Here is a 23,542-nt window from a genome sequence, read left to right on the forward strand (position 1 = left end):
ATCTCCAGGAGCGAATAAACATTCGCGCAATGCGTCTGGATGATATCAAAGAAGAGGCATCAAATAGAGCCCTGAAACAACAGGAGGACAACATGGACGCACTGACCACCAACCCTGGTTCCATCACGCACCGGCAACCGCTTTTCCGCTTGTCGGCGCATCCCACCCATCACCGCATCATGAACGTGACGGTCGACCCGAACGCACTGACCGGATTCCTGGCGGACGTGCGCGATATCGACGTCCAGAATCTCGAGTATGTCCCGTTCATGCGCCATCACCTTGCCGATCTGCTGGTCGAGCGTCTCGGTGACGACTTTGCCGACATGCTCGTCGAGCTGGTCAAGGACCGTCGGCACGGCGGTTTCACCATCGGCCTCCAGGACCTTTCGCAAGACCCTTCTGACTTCGTGAAGTTCGGTACGGCCATCGGTCATTTCCTCGGCCCGAGCAATCACGATGCGATGTCGGGAACGTACTACGCCCGCTTCGTGGTGAAGCACACCGATAACAGCGACTCATATCTTCGTCAGGCATACCGGCTGTTCACGATGCACACCGACGGCACGTACGTGAGCGACGCAACGGACTGGCTGCTGATGATGAAATTCGCGGAGCGAAGCGCGGTCGGCGGCGAATCGCGGTTTCTGCACCTGGACGACTGGGAAGAGCGCGATCGCTTCGTCAATCACAAGCTCGGAACCAAGCCGTTCTTCTACAAGGGATCCGATTCCAAGAACGTCAGCGAGCAGATCGAGCGGCCGCTGTTCTTTCAAAGCGAATTTGGTCTGTCGATCTCGTTCATCGACCAGTTCGTTCAGCCGTCCAACCGTGAAGAAGCGGCATTTCTCCGCTCACTGTCCCAGTCGATGGAAACGTCGGCCGGCACGAAGGAAGTGTCTTTGCCGGTCGGCGGTCTGGTGGTGCTGAACAACTATTTTTACCTTCACGGTCGGGCGCCATTCCAACCGAACGAATCGCTGTTCCGCGAGCTGATGCGCCAGCGCGGCTCGTTTGCGTATTGATGTCATCCGCTCTCTGGCATGATCGGGCACACCGACCGCCGAGGGCCAACGCAGCGATTTCGATGTAACACAGTGAGACGGTGAAATGAACGACTACGCAGAGCACGTGAGCGTGCACGAAACGACGTCCGTCGGGCGAGTTGAACAAGCGGCTTACGGGGTCAAGCAACATCTCCCCCGGCGGCTGCGCCAGATCCTCTCGCTCGCGGACTTCGAGCGGGCGGCACGGCGCGTTCTGCCGCGTCCGCTCTACGGCTATATCTCCGGCGCAGCGGAGGACGGAATGTCGATCGCGGCGAATCGGGCTGCGTTCGAACGCTTGAAATTCCGCACAAGAGTGCTTGTCGACGTGTCTCATCGATCGCAGCAGACAACGATCTTCAACCACACCTACTCGTCTCCGTTCGGAATCGCTCCGGTCGGAATCAGTGCCATCTCGGCATATCGGGGCGACATTGCGTTGGCCACGGCCGCGATGGATGAAAAAATATCCCTGCGATCATGAGCGGCTCCTCGCTCATTCCCATGGAGGCGGTGCAGGCGGCAGCGCCTGGCACCTGGTTCCAGGCTTATCTACCCGGCGACGTCGCGCGCCGCGACGCCCTGATCGAGCGTGTCAAGGCCGCTGGCTTCGCTACGCTCGTCCTCACAGTCGACATTCCCGTTTGGGCGAATCGCGAAAACAACGTGCGTACCGGTTTCTCGCTGCCGTTGCGACCATCGCTGCGTCTTGCGATGGATGGCATTTCCCACCCACGCTGGCTGCTTGGCACTTTCGCCCGGACGTTGATCAATCACGGCATGCCCCACTTCGAGAACTCGTTCGCGACACGAGGGGCGCCGATGCTGTCCGACTCGGCGGTACGCGATACCGCCGGTCGCGACCATCTGTCATGGTCCGACATCGCAAGCATTCGTCAACGTTGGAACGGCAATCTGGTCATCAAAGGGATCCTTCACGCGGACGACGCGCAGCGCGCACTCGCGATTGGCGCGGACGGGATCATCGTGTCGAACCACGGTGGGCGCCAACTGGACGGGGCGGTCGAGCCGCTATCCGTGTTGCCGCAGATTTGTGATGCCGTTGGAGACAAGACCGTCGTCATGCTGGACAGCGGGATCCGGCGAGGGGGAGATGTTCTGAAGGCGCTCGCGCTCGGCGCACATTTCGTATTCGCCGGGCGCCCGTTCATGTACGCCGCCGCGGTGGGCGGCGCGTCGGGTGTTCGACATGCGATCAGCCTTCTCAGGGACGAAGTCGACCGAAACATGGCGATGCTCGGCAAGGTAGCGATTGGCGAGATCGATCGCGCAATACTGGCCTGAACGGCGCGTTCCGACCGGATCACGTGTGACCCTGCCGGTGGACGAAAACACCAACCGCCAATAAATCAGGATTCCGCATCCAGTGGACTTCAAGAAACTACCTCCCCTGCGCGGCGCTGGGCGCGCTTCGCAGCCTCCTATGCGGCGCTCCTTAGCGAAGTGCAGCCGTCACCGCCTCGTCAATCTGCAGCGCAAAGCGCGCTTCAACATCGGGCACCGTGTAGCCAATTGACAGTTCCAAATACGCGTCGCCTAGCACCAACTGAACGAATGTAGCTGCTCGCAATGCAGCAGTCGGTTCGTCAAATCGCTTTCGCAGAATTTTTGCGGCGAAGGCACGCACGACCTTTGCCCCATTTTCGTAAAACACCTGGCCGAGTTCCGGAAGACGCTCGGCCTCAGCAACGATGGCCCGGTAAAGCCGGAGATAATCCGGCGTGATCAGGATTTGTGCCAACACCCATCCCAACTCGCGCAGCTCGACTTCGGGTGCGCCATCGGATTGCTCGTTCTGAGCACTGGCTAGAACTCCGCCCACCTGAGTGCACATCGAGCTCACCAGACCAACGAAGAGCGCCTCCTTCGACTTGAAGTGGCGGTAGACCGTCTGTTTGCCGACGCCGGCGGCCGCCGCGACATCGTCCATGGTTGCCAGGCCGAAACCCTCGCTTAAAAAAACGGTTTTCGCGCCATCGAGGATGGCAGTCCGTTTGCGGCGTTGCAGCGGGCTCAGGCCAGGAAGAGAGGAAGCGTTCATACGAAATAAATACCAGATCGCCGGGTAGTTGACAAGACTGATCAGTCTCGTTTACCTTCGCTGAAACGAGACTGCTTGGTCTCGTTTGGTGACTATTCAACTTCGCAGGCAATCGTTGGGGAGAACGCTTTGAAACTATTCATTACGGGTGGTACGGGCTACATCGGGCAAGCAATCGCGCGCAGGGCAATCAGCCGCGGCCATCAGGTGACGGCGATGGTGCGCCAGGACAGGTCGGCGGCTGCCAGCGCGCTGGCACGTCTCGGTGTGAAACTCCATGTCGGCGACCTGCGTGAGCCACAGTCTTTCGCTGTGACTGCCAGTGCCGCTGATGGCGTGGTGCACGCCGCGTCGACCAACGACGCTTCCGCCGCTACTGCTGATGAGGCCGCGGTTGTAGCGATGCTTTCGCATTTGCGTCCGGGCGCGGTGTTTGTCTATACGTCGGGCACCTGGGTCTACGGCAATACTGCGGGAGAACCCGCGACTGAAGCATCAGCGCTGAACCCGACACCACTCGTCGCCTGGCGGCCCGCAGTGGAGCAACATGTGCGGGCGCTAGCAGCGAGCCGTTCGATTGCCGCGGTGATTCTCAGGCCGGCGATGGTGCACGGCTACGGTGGCGGCATCTTCGGCATGCTTGCCGGGATGGTCCGTCAGACTGGCAGTGTGAGGGTCGTCGGCGATGGTCGCAATCACTGGCCGGCCGTTCACGTCGATGATCTCGCCACGGCTTATCTGAGCGCGGTGGAACAGGCGGCAACCGGAGACAGTCGAGTCACGGGACAGATCTTCAACGTGGTCGCGGAAGATGCTGTTGCCGTTGCCGAAATGGGTAAAGCGATTCGGGCCTCGGTCGGCGCCGATCGTGTCGAACTCTGGCCGCTCGACGATGCTCGCAAATCGCTTGGATCGTTCGCTGACGCACTGGCGCTCGACCAGACAGTAAGCGCTCAGCATGCCCGGCGAGTTCTCGAGTGGGAACCCCATGGCCCTGGCCTGATTGCGGACCTCTCTGCACCAAAACACTTTCAGCAAACTAACGGAGCATGACGATGGCGTGGAGCAGTGCGTCTCTCGAATCAACCCTAGCGATGATCGTCGCGGTGCTGTTCACGATTGCTGGCGTGGTCAATCTCGCAAGGCCCGGCGCGGTGAAGCGCGACTTCGCACGCTGGGGCTATCCGGCATGGTTTCAGTTGCTCTGTGGCGCGCTCGAATTGCTCAGTGCGGCACTTCTTCTTGGACAACAAACCAGAGTCTTGGGCTTAACGTTGGCCGGTGCGATCATGATCGGCGCGCTCTTCACGTTGGTGCGAAATCGGGAGCCATTCCGGCATCTCGCCCCGGCGCTGGTCTTTTCGGCTTTGATTGTGGTCACCTTGGCTGCCCGCGGTTGAGGCTTCCCCGCCATCAGGCGAGCGGCCCTGGGAAACTAACAGGCCGCGCGGGCAATCCGTGCTGCAAGTACTTAAAATAGGCACACGGATAGCCGAAGGAAGGGGCGTGCTCATGGCAGTACTCTAGCGAATACGCTCGTTGTGCGGTCACCGAATGACCACCGATAAAAGCATGACCGTTCCAACCCAACCTTTCGAAATCCGATGCTTGAAAAGCTTTTTGACCTGAAGGCGACGTACGAAGCGCTTGCGGCCGCGCAAGGCCCGGATGCGGCGACACAACGTGCCGCGCTCGGTGAGCGACTCATTGCGGCCTTTCCGGACCTGTGTCGCGAGCTCGTGCACGCGATCGAGGAGAACGGACGCCTTCTCGGGCTTGTTGAGCAGTCGCCGGACTCGCCCGCCCACACCACTTCCCCACTCGTGTTCGAAGGCTTCGTCTCGCGGCAGGAAGGCGACGCCTACCACTTGCAATCTGAGTCACCGAAGTTGTTGTGATTCCCGGCCGACAAGGCGGGCACCCTAACAAGAATTGTCCAAAGTCCCGGCAAGAGTCTAGCCATTCCAGATTCCGGCGACTGTAATCCTCCGTTCCTACTCCGCACTGACAACCGGTGATCAATCATTACGGGATGCGCGTGACACGAGGGATAATACATTTTTGTATAAGTCTACTGCCAACGCCAACGTGTATTCTGTATCGGTCACGAGATCCTCAAAAGGCTGATATGTGTAACTAACAACGGAAAATGCACGCGACTCAGGCATTTGAATGCATTCCTTCGGCGCACCTACCGCCCCTCGCGCCTCGCGTTCAAACGGGATGCAAAAATCCCAGATCAGTCGACTCCGTCATTTGTCAGAATCCGTTGGCCAAACGGAGTGTCTTGAAGCTCGGCGATCAGCGTGGTTGCAGGTCCGCTTTGGATTGACCCTCCCTTGGCCAAGGAAAGTTGGGGCGGCGTTTGGCCAAACGCATCGTCCGTCTTGCTCTTCGGATCCTGACTCGATGGCGTTTCCCGCACAGGCAGAAACTCACGCCTGAGTGAGGTATCCAGTCTTGACCGCGAGCCCCCCGGCCCATCGACGGCGGCCAGTCCATGACGGGATGTGCCGTGACATCAACGCATCAGATTTGTCCGCTCGCCCTCAGTGACATGACACTAGCCAGAATGTCGCTGACAATGAAATACCACTGCGTAGGCAATATTCCGGCGGTGCCTGCGTCCGACTCCTGCATGAATGGAACGATCACGACCTGGCCACAATCCTGATTGTCTATGATGGCGCCCGCCAATTGGGCGCCCAAGCGATCGACGTAGCCGAACAGTTGTTTCCAGTCCGCGTGGCGTACGCCGTTTTTGGTAAAGCCGGACATGGTCGCCTTATTCGGATAGTCAGTGTCGAAATAGTTCGCCTGTCTCGGCCTCGGGTGAAAGTAAATGACCACGCTCGACCAATTGACCTTGACCTGTCCTGCAGGCACGACGACTCCGAACCAGTTTGGACTCGTTTTGTCTGCATCTTGGCCCTGGAGCTCGTACAACAGGGCGGAATAACCCACGATTTTAGAGGCGAAGGAGAACGCCGGCTTGGAGGTATCTGTCACCTCCGAACCGTTGCTGGCGAGAAGCAGTTTGTTATAGCTTTGAGGTCCCACTCCCCGGGTGTAGAGGGCCAGTGGGGCGCCAAACACGGGTTGAAGCACCGTTTGGTTCAAAACAGCAGTGAACAGTCGCTCGCCGGTTGGAACAACGTTATCCGCGCCCCCTTGAGCGGGATCGTCGCTGCGCGCTGCATCCAGAAACATAAAATCGCGGATCAAGTGATGCGCATAGACGAAGCTGCCGACCACATCCTGATTGTCGTTTCCCAAGTCGCCCCCGATGGCGCTATTGCTTGCGAGAGGCGGTAGCGGCGGTATTTCACCCAGAGTGGACTGATTCTGATAATCGCTCCAGCGGGAGACATCTGCGGGAATCGTGACGCCGGTATTGTAGTCGAATTGTGCCACCGTTTTTTGCTGGTAATAAAGCCGCCTCTGGACGGTCGGCACGACGATAAAGCCTGAGGGGTCGGGCGCGCCGGCCCCCGTTTGGCTCGCATCGCTGTTGAAGTCCCACACGCCCGCGAGCATCTCGCTTAGCACACCCTGACCCTGACTCTCATTATTTACAAACGGAGTGAGATATGCGCCCGCATTGCTAATTCCCGCGAGGATGACGCGTCGCAATTTCGGCGTCGTGCTGGAACTGGAGCTCGAACTGGACGAGCTGCTGCTCGACGAAGACGATGAACTGCTGGGACTAGATGACGAAGACGACGAACTGCTGGGACTCGATGAAGAAGACGACAAACTGCTGGGACTTGATGAAGAAGACGAACTGCTGGGACTTGACGAGGACGACGACGAACTGCTGGGACTTGATGAAGAAGAAGACGAACTGCTGGGACTTGACGAGGACGACGACGACCTGCTGGGACTCGATGAAGAAGAAGACGAACTGCTGGGACTTGACGAGGACGACGACGAACTGCTGAGACGCGAAGAAGAACTGCTGCTGGAACATGGTGGCTTGCACGGGACACTCGGCGGCGTGCAGCAGACCTGCGTCGGCGAGCACGGCGGATAAGGCGGGTAAGGCGGAAAAGGGGGATACGGCGGGAAAGGTGGATACGGTGGATATGGCGGACAAGGCGGCGCGGAGCCACCTTGGTGCGCTCCGTCCTTGCACCTGCCGATCTCCTTCGTCAAACACTCGATTTCGCGGCAGAGCACGTCGATGAGTCGTGCGCGATCCGTTCGTGAGTTCTCGTCGCCGAGCCATGACGCTAGACTTTCCGTCATCCGGATGAGTTCTTCCCGCAACGCGTGCTCCCGCTCCTCCGCGTGCAAACGTTCGTTCTCCCGTTTGCGCTCCCGCTCTCGACAGGCGTGCAGTTCGCACCTCGCGTCCGCCAGCGCGCATTTCAGCCGCTCTGCCTCAGCGGAGAGCGAGCGTCTGTCATCACGCCAGTCCCTGCGCGAATCGTCGCATCGTTCGCGGAGCGACGGTTCGCTGACATTAGCCGAGTCCAGCCGCAGCCGGTCTAGTTCGTCCCGGAGCCGTTCAATCCGGCGGCGCAGATCGGACTCGAACGGTGCGTCGTCATACGACATGTCATGTCTCCTGTTGCGGGTACACGGAAGGAATCCGGTTTCCTCGATTGCCCGTTCATTCCCAAGACATCGTTAGCAAAGGTTGGACTGGACGCGCTTGAGATCGCGATCAGCCAGTGCCACGAGTAGGTTGAAGTGCACTCGCAGACGGCGATGACGAAGAACTGCTGCTCGAACTCGGCGGCTTGCATGGGGCACATGGCTGCTTGCACGAAACGCACGGCGGCGAGCAGCAGACCTGCGTCGGCGGGCACGGCGCGCACGGTGGATAAGGCGGATAAGGCGGGAACGGCGGATACGGGGGAAATGGCGGATACGGAGGGAATGGCGGATAAGGCGGACATCCACAGGATGGTAAGCAATGCGAGCCTTCGTTGCACTCGTGCACGCTTCGCGCCAGGCGCTCGACCGACTCGGCGAGCGCGCACAGCGCACGGTCCGCGCGCCGGTCGGCCTCATGCTGCGCATCGAGGCGACGGCGCAGATCGATCAGCGCATCGACAAGCGGATCGTCATGGCGTGGGGCTTCGCCGTGATGCCATTCGTGGCGCAGATCGGCTAGCTGCTGGCGGAGATCGTCGATGTCGTCGCGTAGATCGCGCAGCGAATCCCGCCGATCATCGTCATTGCATTGCGCGGGCATGGCTGTACCTCCGTGAATACGGTCAAGGCGCCCATACCCTTACGCAGGCTAAACGCACGCCCAGAGCCACTCATCAAAATCCTAGCAGTTCCACGTGCGAATGCTAATATTTCGACAATGCAAAGGCGGCCTTTAGTGTCTGGTTTGCCTGCACGCTATCCACGGTTTTCCTACCAGGCCGCAGGAGACCTCGCGTGAAAAATCCGGATGACGAACAACAACAAGGGAGTGGCTGCGTTCCGTGCGACCCGGCCGCTCCAGCGGCATCTCATCCGGTCACGTTTGCTGCGCCATATCCGCCCTTCCCGCCGTATCCGCCTTACGCTCCTTATCCGCCCTATGCTCCATACGCACCGTACCCACCGCGCGTTCAACCGGTTTGCGTCGTCCCTTCGGAGGCCGAACCATGCGAGTCCGACACGGAACGTGAGAATGAGTTGCAAACGGGCGAAGGTGAACCATGTGGTGAGTCGGGGCCGCTTGTATTTCCAGCGAGCATCAAGGTGCTGCGTCCGGATGATTTGCTGGTCCTCATGTTGCGCTTTTCTGGCTTCGCGTTCCTGGAGAATCCGCCGCGTCTTGACCGTACCGCGAGCGACTCCTATATAGCCGTAGAGTTTCCGCCGCAAAGTTTTGGAGAAGAGGCGTTCCTGCAAACGATAGGGCAAGACGCCGAGGCCGCCGGCCAGCAGGAAGTCACCGCCGACAAGAATTATCCGCCGCAGAACATTGCCGGCACTGAAGACGCCGTGCCCGGCGTTCTGCCGGTTGCGCGCGTCCGGATGGCCGCAGCGAGCCGGATCGTCGTGTCGATGCCCGACGAGCAATCGAGCATCGCATTCGATTTGCCGACGATTCTTGGGGCGCTGCGCGACTGGCCCATGCGGCGCGCAAGCGGCGCAGTCCCGGAACCGTCTGGAGGGCAAATCAGCTTTGACTGGATCGGGAAGCTGGTCCGCGATCCAGCGCTCGTCAGCCTGAAAAATGAGACATCCGGGTTCCTGAGTCAGCTCGCCGGCAGCGCGCCGGAGAACGCAGCGTCGCTCACCAATGCGATCGCGCAATCCGGGATACAGCTCGCGCAACAGGCGGTGAGCATGTTGTCTGGCGCGTCGACGACGTCTGGCAATGAATCCGCGCACGTCACTGCGGTATTGCGGCAAAATCTTCTGAGTTCGGCGGCCGCGCTTGAACAGCAGTATCCGGCCCTGCGCGGTGATGCGGCGCGCACGGCCAGCCTGACCGCTCTGTCGATGGCCGCGCTGGAGTCGTTCAGCGTGTTCGGTCAGGCAAGCCCAGGCGCCGTCACGCGCTTACCCACGCTGCCGTTCTTCACGTTGCTGCTCGGACCTCAGGAGCCGCCAGACAGCGTGACCGCGCTCGAACTGCCCTACCGGGTGATCACATCGCCACTCGAACCGGCGCGGTGGGCGCACAGTATCACGCCAGTGACGCGAAATGGTCACACAGAGTTATGGCATACGCGACTGTCGTCTGGTTCATCAGGTACCGGTCCCGGCGCGCCTGGCCGCATGCGCGCGATCTGGTCGCCCGACTATAGGCCGCAGTCGGAACTTCCCACGCTCTACCAGGTGATCAGCTTGCCAGGCCCTCCGCCCGGCCGTCCCAATCCAGATGTGATCCGTATGAGCCTGGATCCGGTGGACCGCTCGATGCTCGTTACGCTGATGGCGGGCTTCGACGCGACGCCGAGCAAGGGCAACAGCTACAGCCCGATCGGCAGTGAGGCCAAGCGGCTGCATCTGTCGGCGCTTGGTGCGTTGCTCGACGCAGAAGGCAACTGGGAGGTCAGGCCAGAAGGTATCGACCTCGAGCAGTGGCGACATTTGGCATCGCTTGGGCGCGATCACTATGTGCGTGTTGTGTATGCCGGCTTTCTCTGTCCGTTTGGCCACGCGGCCTCGCTCGTCAAGGTGACCGAGCGGCGCTTCGAGCCGCTCGGCAAAGATGGGCCCGGGCGCATCGCTGTGTTGCGACAGCGATTCTTCCTGCTTGTCCGTCAGCAGCGACGGAGTTACGACGGCACGAATTCTCCAAATAACGGGCGAGACTTCCCGTTCACGAGCGTCGAGATCCTGACGCGCATCACGCCCGACCTGATGGACCCCGGAGTAGTTGGCACCGCGAGTCACGTGGCGGCCGATCCGACGGCCGGTGATCCCTACCAGAACCCAACCATCGAGGCGCGCATGCTGTTCTGGCCGATGGTGCCAACGAGCGACCCGAACAACCCGGCCGACGTGATGTTCGATATTGCGGCGACGGATCTGGTGGGCAACCGCGTCACCTTCTCGATGCCGCTGATGTTCGTCGGCGATCCGGCAAACCAGAACACCAACACCACGAGCAACCTGATCGCGGCCTACAACGCCGCGCAGCCCGAACCGAAGTTGCGCACGTCGCTCGGCGGCAGCGTGGTGGCCTACGCACCGGGCACCGACGCAGACAAGGGTGACACGAAGCTCCCCACGGCCGATATCACGCTGCACGCCGGCCCGGTCACTGTCCATGACAACACGAACCCGAATTTCTATCCGCAAATATATCGGGCGAACGTGGGCATCAAACCCGTGCAGAAGTTGCTCGGCAAGCCCGGCTTTATTTCTGAGGTGACCTATCCGAAGTTTTATTCCGAGAACGGCTTTGACGCCACCGCCAACGCCGGACAGGTCTTCCTGCAGTTCACGAGCTCGCAGGCGCTGAACTTCGGTGGAGGTACGGACCAGGCGAAGAGCGATACGCTCGGCGCGCTGGCGAGTCCGCAGATGAATCTGCTCGGCCTGTCGAAGCTCGCCGGTCCGGTGGCAGGGAAGACCGCGAGCACCGCAGACCAGGTCCTCACGGCTCTCGGTAATGTGAAGAACTCAACGTTCGACCCGACAGACTTCTTCAACAACGCGACGCTGCTCGGCGGGATCGACCTCGGCGCGATCGTGCAAAAGAGCGCTTCTCTTGCGGGCGAGGAAGTCCCGAAGATTCTATCGCGGGACTTCCCGGATCGCGTCGAAGCGAGCTTCGACTGGAGCACCACGGTGGTCGGCAGCGATCCTGCTGGATTGATCATCCCGCGCGCCGACCCGAGCGGACCGGACACGCGGCTCGTGATGAGTGGCATCGTGACCACGCCGATTCAGTCTGCGGCTTCGCCCACCATTCAGGCGAGTGCGACGTTGAACAACTTCAAGGTCAACCTCTTCGGCTTCATCATCCTCTGGTTCGAAAAGCTCGAGTTCAACGCAAAGCGCGGGCAGAAGCCCGACGTCTCCGTACAACTGCGCGACGGCCAGGACGCGGTGACCTTCGGCGGCCCGCTCGAGTTCGTCAATGCATTGCGGCAGGTCATTCCCGGCAACGGCTTCTCCGATCCGCCGGCGATCCAGGTGACGCCAAGCGGAATCGGCGCTTCCTATTCGTTGACGCTGCCCACGATCGGAGTCGGCGTGTTCGTGCTGTCGAACGTATCATTAGGCGCGAGCTTCAGCCTGCCGTTCGACGCCACCCCGGCGCGCGTTAACTTTTATTTTTCGCAACGCGAGCACCCGTTTAGCCTGGCGGTGTCGATGATCGGCGGCGGTGGCTTCTTCGGCATTGGCATCTCGTCGGCGGGTGTAAATGAGATTGAGGCAGCGCTCGAGTTCGGCGCGATGGTCGCGATCGATCTCGGCGTCGCGTCCGGCAGCGTCGAGATCAAGGCCGGCGTATATTTCCATTGGCTCGAACCGACACCAGGCCAAGGCACGGTTGAGCTTGCCGGATATGTGCGCATTCACGGCGAGCTGTGCGTACTCGCACTCATTTCAGTGTCGCTGACTTTCAATTTGCAACTCGGCTACCAGAAAGCCGGCAATTCATCCATTGTATACGGCGAGGCGCAGCTCACCGTCGAGATTGACATCCTCATGTTCAGCACGTCCGTCTCGGTGCGTTGCAGGCGGGAATTTGCGGGCAGCGCCGGAGATCCGAAGTTCATCGACCAGGTCCCTAACGAACAGGTCTGGGCCGACTATTGCGACGCGTTCGCCGTGGAGGCGGTCTGATGGCCCAGCAATCGTTCGTTTTGACCGCGCTGCCGAATGGCTACAGCGACGATGGCAAGCAACTGCGGCTTTCGGTCTTTCTCTCTCCAAGGCTCGATTGCGAAAGTGACCCGAAGAGACTCGACAGCTTCGCCGACTGGCTCGACTGGCCGAATTCGCTGGCGAAGGGCAGCCTGAAGGTGTCGTACAACCACAAGAGTGTATCGGTGGCGATGGGCGGCGGCGGTTCAACCGACCGGCTGGACCCGACGCTAGGCATGCCCGATTCCGCGGTCTGGCGCGCACTCTTCCGTGCCGATCTAGGTGTCCGGAGCTACAGCTTCACGGACTACTCGAAGCACACCATCAAAACATTCGACGCGACCGATCTCGGAAATCGCGTGGCGTCGCTCTATGGCGACCTGGCCGCGAAGGCAGGCGACAACTTGCCGCCCGTCTCGGATTTCGTCGACAGCCGAGACTGGGGCGAATGGATGACGGCGGTGTTCTTGCTGGATGAGATCGACGGGGACATTCCCGGCCCCGACTCGCGCGAATTGAACTTCGCGCTCCAGCAATTCAGTGACTTTCATACTCCCCTCGCCCCGGCTGCGCGCCGACAAGTGACGCGAACGGATGACCCGCGCATTAAGGCCGCGTGGAACGAATATGTCAGTCCGCCAATGCCGAAGCCCGATGAACTGGCGCAACAACTGGAGTTTCATCAGATTGTCGCGTCCATGGGCTCTTACCCGACCTTGCTGCGAAAGCTTGGTCTGGTTGTCGATCTGCTTCTCTCCAACGACTTCAAGGCGTCGAATGAAGCCGACCTGTCGGTGCAGCTCGTCTTTCCGAAGGGCGCCCTTGCCACACACGTCGCTGGCCATGCTGCGCCCGTCACGCGCACGCTTCTGAGCGCCAAGTCCTTCGAAGCCACGTCCGATCCGGGGGCGAAATATCTGGTGAAAGACGGGTTGCTCGATCTCGATGCGAAGCGCTTCACATTACTGCAAGCGGACATCGACAGTGCAGGACTGAAGGCGATGAATTTTGCCCGTTCGCTGCTGCGCCGCACGGATCCGGATGCGCGCGTTGATCCCGTCACCCGGCAGGAAGACGCGATCGGCGCGCCGGCACTGAGGACGGCCGGACTGATGCTCGTGGAACGCGAGCGCGGCGACTGGTTGTCGAGCCGTCTCGCTGCAAACAAGGACCGCAACGCTTCCCTCGAGAATCAGATAGGCGGCAGTAAGTCCGATAGGGTTCCTCTGCATGCCGAGGACCTGGTGCGCGGCTATCGCTTCGACATCTGGGATGCGACGACGGGTGCCTGGGCCTCACTGTGCCGCCGGACTGCGACCTATTCGCTAGGCGATGGCAAAGTGACCGTGCAGCCAGCGGCGGGCGAAGAGGAAAGCACCATCCGGCTCGCCGCCACGACACCACCCGACCCAGCGAGCACCACCAAGGTGCTCTCGCTGCACGAGGCCCTCATGACATGGCACGGCTGGAGTCTCGCGGCGCCGCTGCCCGGGCAGGCTATCCTGCCCAACGACGCAGTCGATCAGGCACCGGACGGTACCCAGGCGGACGTGCCGCCTGGTGTGCAGCTCACTTCGCGCTTTAAGGCGGTGAAGGCCTCACTGCCTCGGCTACGATTTGGCCGCCGCTACTGGATCAGGGCGCGCGCTGTTGATCTGGCCGGTAACTCATTGCCGTTCCGCACTGGTGACTTTGGCTCGGAGCAACCTGACGCGCACGCGCAGACGTATCTTCGCTTCGAGCCGGTGGCCGCGCCGGTGGTTGGACTGTTGTCGGACGGCGGCGCGGTCGAAGCGCCGGCGGAGGGCGAATCGATGAACTGCATGGCGATCCGCAGCTTCAATGACACACCCGCGGATAGTGACACGCCGTCCGCACAGCAAGCGCATCGGGCCGCGCTGCCGCCGCGCGTGAGCGCGCGCGACGTCGAGCATCACGGCATGCTCGATCACGCAGGCCGTGTCGATCCCTCTACGTTCACGATGCTCGCGCATGACAAGGATCGAGACGCGCAGGATCCCGATGCGGTGCTGCGCGAGGTTACGCTACCAATGCAGGGGCCGTTGGGCGGATCGCCCTCCGACACCACCTTCGCCGTGTACGAAGACGGGAGGGCGATGACCTATCTGCCTGATCCATATGCGGGCACCGTCGCGGTGCGCATATTCAGTCATCCGAACATCGCGGACGACGAGATCATCCTGGTCCCCTTCTACCCCGGTGGCGCGTGGCCCGAGGCACAACCTTTCGTCATCGAGGTCTTTGACGGCGGGGCGGCGAAACCGTGGTTCGATGCGGCCAGCCGGCGCCTGCGCGTGCCTCTTCCCAAGGGCGTGCGTGCACGCATCAGGCTGTCGTCGACGCTCGATGACGCGTCACTGGCAAATATGGGCATCTTCGGGTGGCTGAAGGCATTCGACCAGAACGCGCAGCGCACGCGGGCGCTTAACGGACAACACTGGATGCTCACGCCAGCACGAGAGTTGACGATCGTGCATGCTGTGCAGCGCCCCCTCGTGGCGCCCGACATTTCGCTCTTGCAGATCATGAAGCGCGATTTGGGCAGCACTTCCGTACGACCGATGATGCTCGTGAACTGCTCGCTCGCTACCACCGATCGCCTCGACCTGCTGGCCCGCTGGCATGAACCTTCGGACGATGGCGCGGCGCCGGGCGACCGTCAGCGCGACGACGTCGCATTCTCCGTGAAAATTACAGACAGTACGGACTACGCGAACGTCCAGGACGGTAACCCGGGCGGCGGACATCCCGAGCACAGCATTGCCGGAGCGGACCTCGTCGGCATCAACGCGCTTCTCAAGGGCATCCTGCCCAAGTCGCACGAATTTCACGACACTCGCTATCGGCGGATCGAATACGCGTTTGACGCGACAACCCGGTTTCGCGAATTCATGCCCGCCGCGATCCTGACGGGCCAGGACGACTCCGGCGCGACGACGACCACCGACGAGCACATCAAGGTGAGCGGATCGAGCAGCGTGAGATGGATACCAAACTCGGCACCGCCTCCCGTTCCCTCGTATCTCTACGCAGTGCCGACCTTCGGCTGGCGCCGTGACGAGGATACGGACGGCCACGCGGTCAGCGAACGACGCGGCGGCATCCGCGTGTATCTGGACCGGCCGTGGAACGTTTCTGGTTATGGGGAAATGCTCGCGGTGGTGCTGCCGCCCGCGGACTTCACGGGCGACCCCGAGAGCGAGCCGAACGGCCATCCTCTCAAGCGCTACGCGACCTTGTGGGGTAACGACCCGGTGTGGGATTCGGCGCTGGTTGCGGGCATTGGCCCGCGGCGGGGCGACTTCCCGCTCGCGCGCTTCGCGCCCGATGCAAGCGGCAAATGGCTGCCACCCGGCGCCCCGGCCACCGAGGCCGATCAGCGGCCGGGGACGTTCAAGGCAACGGGCTTCAATCCCCCGGGCGTGCCAGCCGGCACGCTCAAGCTCGAGGTCGCGCCACACGACGTCTTCTGGGATGCCGACCGGCAACTGTGGCATTGCGACATCGAGATTGCCGCGACAGGCTCCTACTTCCCGTTGATCCGTCTCGCGCTGGCGCGCTACCAGCCGATCTCGGCGGACGAGGCATGGCTGTCGGGAATCGTGCTGGCGGATTTTCTGGCGCTCGCGCCGGGCCGGTGGGTGGCCATCGCGGCGACAGAGCCACGCCAATGGCAGGTCACCGTGTCCGGTACCGGTTACGCGAGTTCGAGTGGATGGCAGGAGGCAAAGAGCGAGTCCGCCGCAGCCGACGTCGTGCCTGCAAAAACCAGCGTGATCGAGGTCTGGGTCGAGCGGCTGGAGCCCCGTCTCGGCGACGATTTTGGTTGGCAGTTGCTGACTGGCGCCGTCGTGACACCAGGCGCGGGCGCGGCTGCGACGGGCGCGCCCGCGCAAGTTCTCTGGAACGGGCAAGTGTCGGTTCCAGAGAAGGACGCGTGCGGGCATCTAAGGCTTGTCGTCGCGGAATACGAGGAATATGTCGTCGACGGCGCGAATCCCTATGGCAAGGTGCCGACGCGCAAAGGACGCCGCATCGTCTTCGTGGAGCACCATGCTCTAAAACTCTGAGCTTGCTGTCATCGATCAAGCATTCCCGAGGCGCAATCATGGATCAACAAACGTGGACCGAAGAGACGCTGCGTAATGAGATCCGCCGCTTACGGAATGACCTTGCGCGTCTGCGCGACATGGCGACCGCGACGGGTTCGTCGGAACAGGCGGTTCTATCGAAGCCGGGGTGGGAACCGCATCCGCATACCCCCGGGGAAAACCTGGTCCGGTATGCTTTTGTCACCGTAACGGACTTTAACTTCTTTCCTGGCACCCTCGCTACGGTCAACAGCGTACTTGAATTTCAACCGGAGGCGGACATCTTCATCGTTGTCAACGAAAAGTGCCCGCTGAGCGAGGCTCAACGTGAATGCCTCGCTGCGGCAGCACGCGTCGTGCTCATGGACTCCTCGCAATATAGCGCCGCCGGACTTTACGTGAACGCGTGGGAGTTGAAAGCGTACGCTGCTTGGACACTTGCCGAACACTACGACTACGATGTGGTAGTTGGCATCGATTCCGACTGTATACTTTGCTCCAACGTCGACGCGGAGATTGAGCGTTGTTTTGCAACCGGGAAATTTCTCGGGGGCCGGGACGGTGATGGCGCGGACTATGACGAATCGTACCGTGTATACGGTATTGAAACGCCCGCGCGTAACCAGCGCTATATGAGTACCTCCTTATATTTTTGCGCGATTACAGACGCGAACAAACGCGTGTTGCGCAAGTGGGCACAATGTTGCAATGCGGCCGATTTCAATGCGAAAGGCCCGTTTCCCGGTCACGGTGACCAAGGCGTGCTCAACGCTGTGCTTTTTGCTGAAAACGCCCCTGATCGCGTCGAGTTGCTTGATAACGCGTTGTGGAGCCAGCACTGGGTGTACTGGGATTCAATTTTTGACTATCGCGACGGCCTCTTCATTAACCTCACGGCTGGCCGCCTTGCGCAACGCTCCTTTCACTGCGGCGGCGCCGCCAAATTCTGGTCGCGTGAACATGCCGACGAGGTGAGCGGCACGCGTTCGCTGCAGACGTATCCGTACGTCTGGTACTTGGCGATGTTCTGGTTCGGCCAATGTTCAAATTGGTCTAGGGATCCCTTTTTGCTCATACCTCCCAACAGTCACCATTTGCCGGGCGAACTACTTCATTTCTGTTCCCAGATCATGCAGGTCTACCCACCTGCGCGAACAAGGTGGGAAGGGATTACGGATGCGTTGATCGATCGTGTACTCAATGGCGTTCCACGCGCGATGTCACTCGGCGGCGGTAGTATGAGTGAAGTCTTCGAACTGGTCTCAAACCGTCGATCCATACACCGATACGTCGAAATAGGCTGTTACGAAGGCGGGTCGATTCTTGCACTTGCGATGCGCTTTGCCAACCGTGACATCGATTTTTACGCGGTTGAATCGTTCATGGGAAACATGGACGGCTCGATGGATGGTTGGCCTCTGCCATCAAGGAGGCGGTTTATGGACAATCTTGCACGGTACCCGACTTTGCGCGTGACCTCCGTGCCGGGACATTCGGGGCTAGCAGCCAATCTGTTCGATGATGCGAGCATCGACTGCGTGTTTATAGATGCATGCCATGAAACGTCCACCGTGCTCCTCGATATCGACGTCTGGAGGCCTAAGCTCAGGCCAGGAGGATTGATCTGCGGCGACGATTACGGGTGGGACTCGGTCCGTGAGGCCGTCCAACAACGCTTTACGCGCGTGGAGGTGAGTCCTTCCGGGGCCGTGTGGTGGACGACGCCCTGATGTTCTGCGTGGCGGCCTAGTGGCCGGAGTTTCTCTCCGTTACTTAGATCCGCTGACGGGCTCTGGCGTAGCTACGACGCACCGGTGGATTACGCGCATCACGCGGCTCTACGGGCTACTGTTTCTTGACAGAAGGATGCGAACCACGGACGGAGCGTTCCTTAACGGCTATGCGACGCGTGCGCGTTCTCGGCGCGCCCGTGCGTCAGCGCGCTCAACCATTGGCCCGGATGCGCCAGATACGAAACGGCACCCCCCTCGAAGTAAAGCTCGATGGCGCGAATCACATCGGATGCTGTCACCATGTCAAGACAGCGCGGCAGGTGGCCGACAACATCAACGCAGAGATTCTGGGGCAGGTCTTTCTCGTCACCGTCGCCGATCGGTGTGACGCGCGACCTCCAGCAGCCGCCGTCTGCGCAGCACTGCAACGCGCCCGCGCGATGTATGAACTGATGCGTCGGGTACGCCTCCCAATGCGTGGGCTCACGGCCGCCCGCGACAACCACGCACGGTCGCGACGGCGGCATGCCCGGCTTCGTTTCGACGGCCGCGGCGAGATGCATCAGTAACGTCACCGGGCACAAGACGCCCTGAGCGTGATAGACGAGCCTGACCAGCTGTCGAAGATCGGTGCGCCCCCGCAGGTCGATAATGTTGCGCAAGGGCGGGTGCCGGTGTCCGCCTTCGCCGACCTGCACGAACAAGATGCGACCGCGAAAATGATCGACTACCTGCTGATAGCGTTCGCGATCCCACCACTTCGCTGTGTAATCGGGCTTGCCGCCTGAAACGACGATCCAGAAAGGCAACGCCTCGCCGACGATCTCCTCGACTTGCGAGTACCACCGCTTTTCCTGGTCAGACACGTGGATATCGCCATGGAAACAAGCCGGCCGGATGTCGAGTCCGAGCCTCGCGTTGAGAAACTGGCTGAAACCGTGGATGAAGTGATAGGGAAGCTGATTACTCCGGTGGATCAGCGGATACTCGCAATCGATCACTTCGACATCCGGATCGTCCTCGTTGAGCGGCGTAATCCAGGGATTGTGTTCCCACAGCGCCGGACATGGCGTGCGCGTGTCGGTAAGAAACTGGCCCGGATAGCAAAGATGCAGGTCACGCAGGGCGGCTGTCAGCATCACGATGTCGCCGGGAGACTGCATGTTGCGCAGGATCAGTCGGCGCATTGGAAGTCCCTCAAAGGCGATGCCGATAGGGTTTGGACATGGCGAGCGTCTAAGCCGTTGCGACCGTCAAGGCAAGGCGTCACTTGCTCCATGCGGCGGTCCGATCTATTTGCGAAGATCATGACTGACCGACGCCTCCAGACGATCGGCCGACCGATGAAATAGTAGCCTTTGCCTCGTCAAATGCAAGAGGTAATTCTTGATTGCCGTTCGTGCGGAGCACCCTGAACGCGGCCGTCGATTGTTCCGCAGCCAAATGGCCCGAACCGAGCGAGAGACGCGTTGCTGGCTACGCGCAGCACGCAGGGCTGCCCGCGATTCTGCCGCTACAGAATCACCATTGCATAGTGGTGGTGCTGTCGAGGGATGGTAGAGCGCTGACCGTTGGTTACGCGAATCAATGAGGTCGTTAGCATCCGAGCGCTTCCAACGGATGCGCGGTACGGCCCCGGCGGCGCGCGGCGAGATCTCCACGTCCTCTCGAAGGCAGGTCTTTCAGTGGATTACACGGTCGAACGCCAAAGAGGGCCATGCGACCTTCTGCGTTGCACGGCGCAGACAGCAATGCTTCTTCCGAAGGCGGGCGCGACGCCCGCCACCACGGTCACTATCACCAGCTACCTTACTCCTTGGGCGCGTACTGCATCTCGCCATTGCCGAAGGACCAGTTTTCCTTTGCAACGTCTGTCAGACTGATCCAGATGTCCTCCTTGCGCACCCCCGCCTTCGCATGGATTCCGTCAGCGACCGCCTTGTAAAAGGCTTTCTTGACGTCGATAGTGCGGCCCGCGTTCCAGGTGACCTGAATGAACACGATTCCAGGAGAGTATGAGATGCCGAGATATCCATCGGCCGGATACACCAGTTCGTCTAGCGCGTGGCGAGTAATGATCTGGAACTTATCGTGTTGCGGGACGTTGGCGACATTGATCATCGCCTCGTACACGGTATCGCTGATAGCGCGAACAGCCTCGGGCGAGGCGTCCTTTGTCAGATTGATTCGCACGAGTGGCATTTCTAGAGCTCCATTGACGAAGTTCGCTCGGTTGCCATGAAGCGCCACTTCGAAGTCGGCGGCGTTCAGTACAAACGAGGTTAGGCTACTGCATATGTTCCCGCCGAGGAAAGATAAGTCAGTGGTCAAGAGTCGCACGAGCATTACCTCGACGATGGGGGCGGACGAACTGGTGATCAAACGCCGTCTGCGAGCGTCTTGTCGGCTCTACCTATTTGAGGCGAGTCGTTGTTGCACGTCAGCACATCACGCCGAACCACAACGATTCACTTACCATTGGCGCTTGCTTCTATTACCGGCAAACGACACTGAAATGTCGCGCCGTGCCCGGCGTTGTTGGACGCCCATATCATTCCCGGTGTGCTTCGACGATTAAACGGCAAATCGCCAGACCTATCCCCATGCCGCCGCGCTTCGTCGTGAAAAAGGCATCGAACAGCCGGGATGCATGCTCCGGGGCAATCCCGGTGCCTGCGTCGCGCACGGAGACGATCACGAATCCGCCGGCGTCCAGACGCGATTCGATCAGAAGCTCGCGCGGGCTGTCGGCGATGTCGGCCATAGCCTGGATACCGTTTAGGATTAGGTTGAGGAAAACCTGCTGAAGCTGAATCCGATCGCCAAGCAGTGGCGGCAGACCGGGGGCAAGCCGCAGTCGCAGCGAGACGCCATGATTGGACACCTCCTGACGAACGATAGGCGCCACGTCGTTCACTTCAAGCCGTGTCTGCTGCGGTGCGGATGCAGTCGCGAGGGTGCGAATGCGCTGGACGATTTCACTCGCGCGCCGCCCATCGTCGATCATGCTCTGCACACAGGCCGCTGCCTTCTCGAATTGCGGTTCCTCGCGCTTGAGCCAACGGAGGCACACCTCGCCATTCGTGACGATCGCGCCGAGCGGCTGGTTTACCTCATGGACAAAGCACGCAAATAGTTGGCTGGGTGGTTCAGGATGATTGCCATCTTCCATATCGTACAAGCCCTCCTTGGCTGACGGATGACGAGGTGTCGAGAAGCAGAGCAAGCAGACTGGTAGCTGCGCAGGAGAGCGAACGCGCGGTGAATCGTCACTGCGCGTTCGTCATCTTCAACTCGAAACAGACTGCAGAAGCAGGGCGAGCAGCGGCGAAACGGCCACGTTGAGCAGCCCGCTGAAAATCATCACCAATCCGGCGACCGATCCTTCCTCTCGTCCAATCTGATACGCCTTCGCGGTTCCCGCTCCGTGCGCGCCCATGCCGAGGAACGCGCCGCGCGCGAGACTCGAGCGCACCGGGAGCCACGAGACCATCGCGTCTCCAACGATCGCTCCGACGACGCCCGTCGCCACCACGAAGAGCGCCGTAAGGCTCGGAATGCCGCCGATCTCATTCGATACGGCCATCGCGAAAGGCATCGTGAGCGATCGCGGCAAGAGGCTCAGGCGCAAGGACGGATCGAGCTGAAACAACGCCGCGAGTCCGTATGACGTCGCCATTGCAGTGATCGATCCGGCGATAGCGCCGATAAGGAGGATCGGCCAGTAAGCGCGGATGATGGACCGCTTCTCATAGATCGGCGCCGCGAACGCGACGGTGGTCGGACCGAGCAGCGTCACGAGCCAGCCCGTTCCGCCGATATAGTGCCGATATGTTTCATGAAGGCGCACGATCAACGTGATGAGCAACAGTGGTGTGACTGCAATGGGCACAACCCAGATGCGCGGTCGGCGTCGGTAGATCTGCTTCGCGATCCAGTAAAGACCGATCGTTGCGATCGACCACACGAATACCGCCGGCGCGCGCTCAAGGACGGACATGACGCGTCCTCCAGTGATAGAACAGCTCGACGGTCAACGCCGTGACCGTCATGACCGCAAGCGTGCTGAGAACGACGATCAGCAACAGTTCCGCGCCCAGGCGTCCGATAAGCTCCGGATGATCGAGTACAGAGACGACGGCCGGCACGAAGAAAAGCATCATTTCGCCCACGAACCATTCCGCACCACGACGCAATGCGAACAGGCTGATGCGCCGCGTCGCCAACAGGAGCAGAGCGAACGCCATTCCCACGATCCCGGCTGGCACAGGGAGCGCTAGCAAGTGCACGACACCAGTCGCCGTCCACCATGTAGCGGAAATCAGCGCAATCTGCATGAGCCGGCTCTGGCGTAGACCGCGCCTCGCCGCCAACTCGATTGTTCGGGCGCCGATTACCGGCGCCGGCTTGGGAATCGTGGACATGACGGATCACCCCTGCTGATTGCTGCCTTTCATCGCCGCCACGACTTCGGCGGTGGCGAGAATCTCGTGCGCGTAAGTGGGCCCGTCGATATTCATCGCGGCATGAAGCGCTTCATGCGAGCGCGCGGAAGTCGCATCGCGCACCAGCGTGACGTGATAGCCCAGTTCCATCCCGATCCGGGCGGTCGCTTCGAGGCACGTGTTCGCGAGCAAGCCGATCAGGATGATCCTCTCCTTGCCGTGACGCTTGAGTTGATGATCGAGGTCCGTGTTCGGAAAGCCGCTCGACGCCCAGTGCTCCGTCGCGACGATGTCGCCAGGCTGAACCTGAAAGTCGTCATGAAACGTTCCGCCCCACGTGCCCTTGGCAAAGGCCTGCCGCTCGGACGCGCCCAGCTGATAAGGCGATGGGTATTTCCAGTTGAGGTAATCGCCCGGCTCCCATCGATGATGCGGAACGTGATAGATCGCGATCCCTGCTTCACGCGCAGTCCGCACGATGGAGCGAAGGTTCTCGTGCATGTTGTTTTCGCGTGCGATGTCCTTGACCCAGGGGAAAAGCTTGCCTCCCTCGCTCAGGAAATCGTTGTACAGATCCACGCACAGCACGGCGGTGATACCAGGTTCGTAAGTGGCCATTGAATACTCCTTGTCGGATCGGGATGCACCACCGACCCTGCAGCGTTGCATCGCTCGCGCAAAATACATGTTATGCGTAATCTATTCTATGCGTGGCTCACGGGGTTTAGCAAGGTAGAAGATGATGTTTTCGGCTATCGGATCGTCTGGCCCGCATGTCGGAACGAGTGTATTAGAATAGAGGTTGCACAACATCTAACGCCGTCAGGCGTCCAACTGGTTTTTCCAGATTTTCGCGGTAACA

Annotated in this window: 18 protein-coding genes and 1 pseudogene; 10 read left to right on the top strand and 9 right to left on the bottom strand. The window is 60.6% G+C overall.

Going from position 1 to position 23,542, the window contains the following annotated elements:
• The first annotated feature begins 92 nt into the window (after window positions 1-92).
• The gene (gene glaH / locus G5S42_RS08580; protein WP_176106363.1) at window positions 93-1,025 is read left to right on the top strand and encodes a glutarate dioxygenase GlaH; all 933 of its coding nucleotides are present in this window, start codon (window positions 93-95) and stop codon (window positions 1,023-1,025) included.
• 85 nt (window positions 1,026-1,110) lie between these two features.
• Window positions 1,111-2,351: pseudogene (locus G5S42_RS08585) on the top strand (alpha-hydroxy acid oxidase).
• A gap of 151 nt (window positions 2,352-2,502) precedes the next feature.
• Here the strand turns inward: G5S42_RS08585 and G5S42_RS08590 are convergent.
• Window positions 2,503-3,108, bottom strand: a complete 606-nt coding sequence (locus G5S42_RS08590) for a TetR/AcrR family transcriptional regulator (protein ID WP_176106364.1) — start codon at window positions 3,106-3,108, stop codon at window positions 2,503-2,505.
• Window positions 3,109-3,183: 75 nt separating this feature from the next.
• Here G5S42_RS08590 and G5S42_RS08595 point away from each other — a divergent pair, with 75 nt between their 5' ends.
• The 3 genes from G5S42_RS08595 (at window position 3,184) to G5S42_RS08605 (ending at window position 5,006) form a co-directional block, all read left to right on the top strand.
• The gene (locus G5S42_RS08595) at window positions 3,184-4,161 is read left to right on the top strand and encodes an NAD-dependent epimerase/dehydratase family protein (protein WP_246391876.1); all 978 of its coding nucleotides are present in this window, start codon (window positions 3,184-3,186) and stop codon (window positions 4,159-4,161) included.
• Between the two features lie 2 nt (window positions 4,162-4,163).
• On the top strand, window positions 4,164-4,508 hold the full coding sequence (locus tag G5S42_RS08600) for a DoxX family protein (protein ID WP_176106365.1): 345 nt from the start codon (window positions 4,164-4,166) through the stop codon (window positions 4,506-4,508).
• A gap of 204 nt (window positions 4,509-4,712) precedes the next feature.
• Complete coding sequence (locus tag G5S42_RS08605) at window positions 4,713-5,006, top strand: hypothetical protein (protein ID WP_176106366.1); 294 nt, start codon at window positions 4,713-4,715, stop codon at window positions 5,004-5,006.
• A 631-nt stretch (window positions 5,007-5,637) separates the two neighbouring features.
• On the opposite strand, the gene G5S42_RS08610 is transcribed toward G5S42_RS08605, so the two are convergent.
• Window positions 5,638-6,741: a hypothetical protein gene (locus G5S42_RS08610; protein ID WP_176106367.1), complete on the bottom strand. Its 1,104-nt coding sequence runs from the start codon at window positions 6,739-6,741 to the stop codon at window positions 5,638-5,640.
• Here G5S42_RS08610 and G5S42_RS08615 point away from each other — a divergent pair.
• Window positions 6,728-7,141, top strand: coding sequence for a hypothetical protein (locus G5S42_RS08615; protein WP_176106368.1), 414 nt, complete (start codon window positions 6,728-6,730; stop codon window positions 7,139-7,141). The genes G5S42_RS08610 and G5S42_RS08615 overlap by 14 nt on opposite strands.
• A 457-nt stretch (window positions 7,142-7,598) precedes the next feature.
• Here the strand turns inward: G5S42_RS08615 and G5S42_RS08620 are convergent, their stop codons facing one another.
• Entirely contained in the window at window positions 7,599-8,030 is a 432-nt protein-coding gene (locus G5S42_RS08620) for a hypothetical protein (RefSeq protein ID WP_176106369.1), read from the bottom strand.
• Between G5S42_RS08620 and G5S42_RS08625 the strand changes: the two genes are divergently transcribed.
• The 4 genes from G5S42_RS08625 to G5S42_RS08640 all read left to right on the top strand — a co-directional run bounded on the left by G5S42_RS08625 (window position 8,030) and on the right by G5S42_RS08640 (window position 18,232).
• Complete coding sequence (locus G5S42_RS08625; RefSeq protein ID WP_176106370.1) at window positions 8,030-8,230, top strand: hypothetical protein; 201 nt, start codon at window positions 8,030-8,032, stop codon at window positions 8,228-8,230. The genes G5S42_RS08620 and G5S42_RS08625 overlap by 1 nt on opposite strands.
• Before the next feature lie 614 nt (window positions 8,231-8,844).
• Window positions 8,845-12,369, top strand: a complete 3,525-nt coding sequence (locus G5S42_RS08630; RefSeq protein ID WP_176106371.1) for a hypothetical protein — start codon at window positions 8,845-8,847, stop codon at window positions 12,367-12,369.
• Complete coding sequence (locus G5S42_RS08635; protein WP_176106372.1) at window positions 12,369-16,481, top strand: hypothetical protein; 4,113 nt, start codon at window positions 12,369-12,371, stop codon at window positions 16,479-16,481. The genes G5S42_RS08630 and G5S42_RS08635 overlap by 1 nt, the downstream gene beginning before the upstream one ends.
• A gap of 38 nt (window positions 16,482-16,519) precedes the next feature.
• Window positions 16,520-18,232 carry a class I SAM-dependent methyltransferase gene (locus tag G5S42_RS08640; RefSeq protein ID WP_176106373.1) on the top strand — a complete coding sequence of 571 codons (1,713 nt, stop codon included), beginning with the start codon at window positions 16,520-16,522 and terminating at the stop codon, window positions 18,230-18,232.
• Between the two features lie 161 nt (window positions 18,233-18,393).
• Here the strand turns inward: G5S42_RS08640 and G5S42_RS08645 are convergent, their stop codons facing one another.
• The 6 genes from G5S42_RS08645 to G5S42_RS08670 all read right to left on the bottom strand — a co-directional run bounded on the left by G5S42_RS08645 (window position 18,394) and on the right by G5S42_RS08670 (window position 23,298).
• Window positions 18,394-19,422 carry a glycosyltransferase family 9 protein gene (locus tag G5S42_RS08645; protein WP_176106374.1) on the bottom strand — a complete coding sequence of 343 codons (1,029 nt, stop codon included), beginning with the start codon at window positions 19,420-19,422 and terminating at the stop codon, window positions 18,394-18,396.
• Between the two features lie 622 nt (window positions 19,423-20,044).
• The gene (locus G5S42_RS08650; RefSeq protein ID WP_176110437.1) at window positions 20,045-20,437 is read right to left on the bottom strand and encodes a tautomerase family protein; all 393 of its coding nucleotides are present in this window, start codon (window positions 20,435-20,437) and stop codon (window positions 20,045-20,047) included.
• A 349-nt stretch (window positions 20,438-20,786) separates the two neighbouring features.
• On the bottom strand, window positions 20,787-21,407 hold the full coding sequence (locus tag G5S42_RS08655) for a sensor histidine kinase (protein WP_176106375.1): 621 nt from the start codon (window positions 21,405-21,407) through the stop codon (window positions 20,787-20,789).
• A gap of 117 nt (window positions 21,408-21,524) precedes the next feature.
• Window positions 21,525-22,235: an LrgB family protein gene (locus tag G5S42_RS08660; RefSeq protein ID WP_176106376.1), complete on the bottom strand. Its 711-nt coding sequence runs from the start codon at window positions 22,233-22,235 to the stop codon at window positions 21,525-21,527.
• A complete protein-coding gene (locus G5S42_RS08665; RefSeq protein ID WP_246391878.1) occupies window positions 22,222-22,572 on the bottom strand; it encodes a CidA/LrgA family protein in 351 nt (116 codons plus the stop codon). Before G5S42_RS08665 ends, G5S42_RS08660 begins: the two co-directional genes overlap by 14 nt.
• Window positions 22,573-22,665: 93 nt before the next feature.
• Window positions 22,666-23,298, bottom strand: coding sequence for a cysteine hydrolase family protein (locus G5S42_RS08670; RefSeq protein WP_176106378.1), 633 nt, complete (start codon window positions 23,296-23,298; stop codon window positions 22,666-22,668).
• Window positions 23,299-23,542: the final 244 nt, after the last annotated feature.

Source organism: Paraburkholderia youngii, from assembly GCF_013366925.1.
GTDB lineage: Bacteria > Pseudomonadota > Gammaproteobacteria > Burkholderiales > Burkholderiaceae > Paraburkholderia > Paraburkholderia youngii.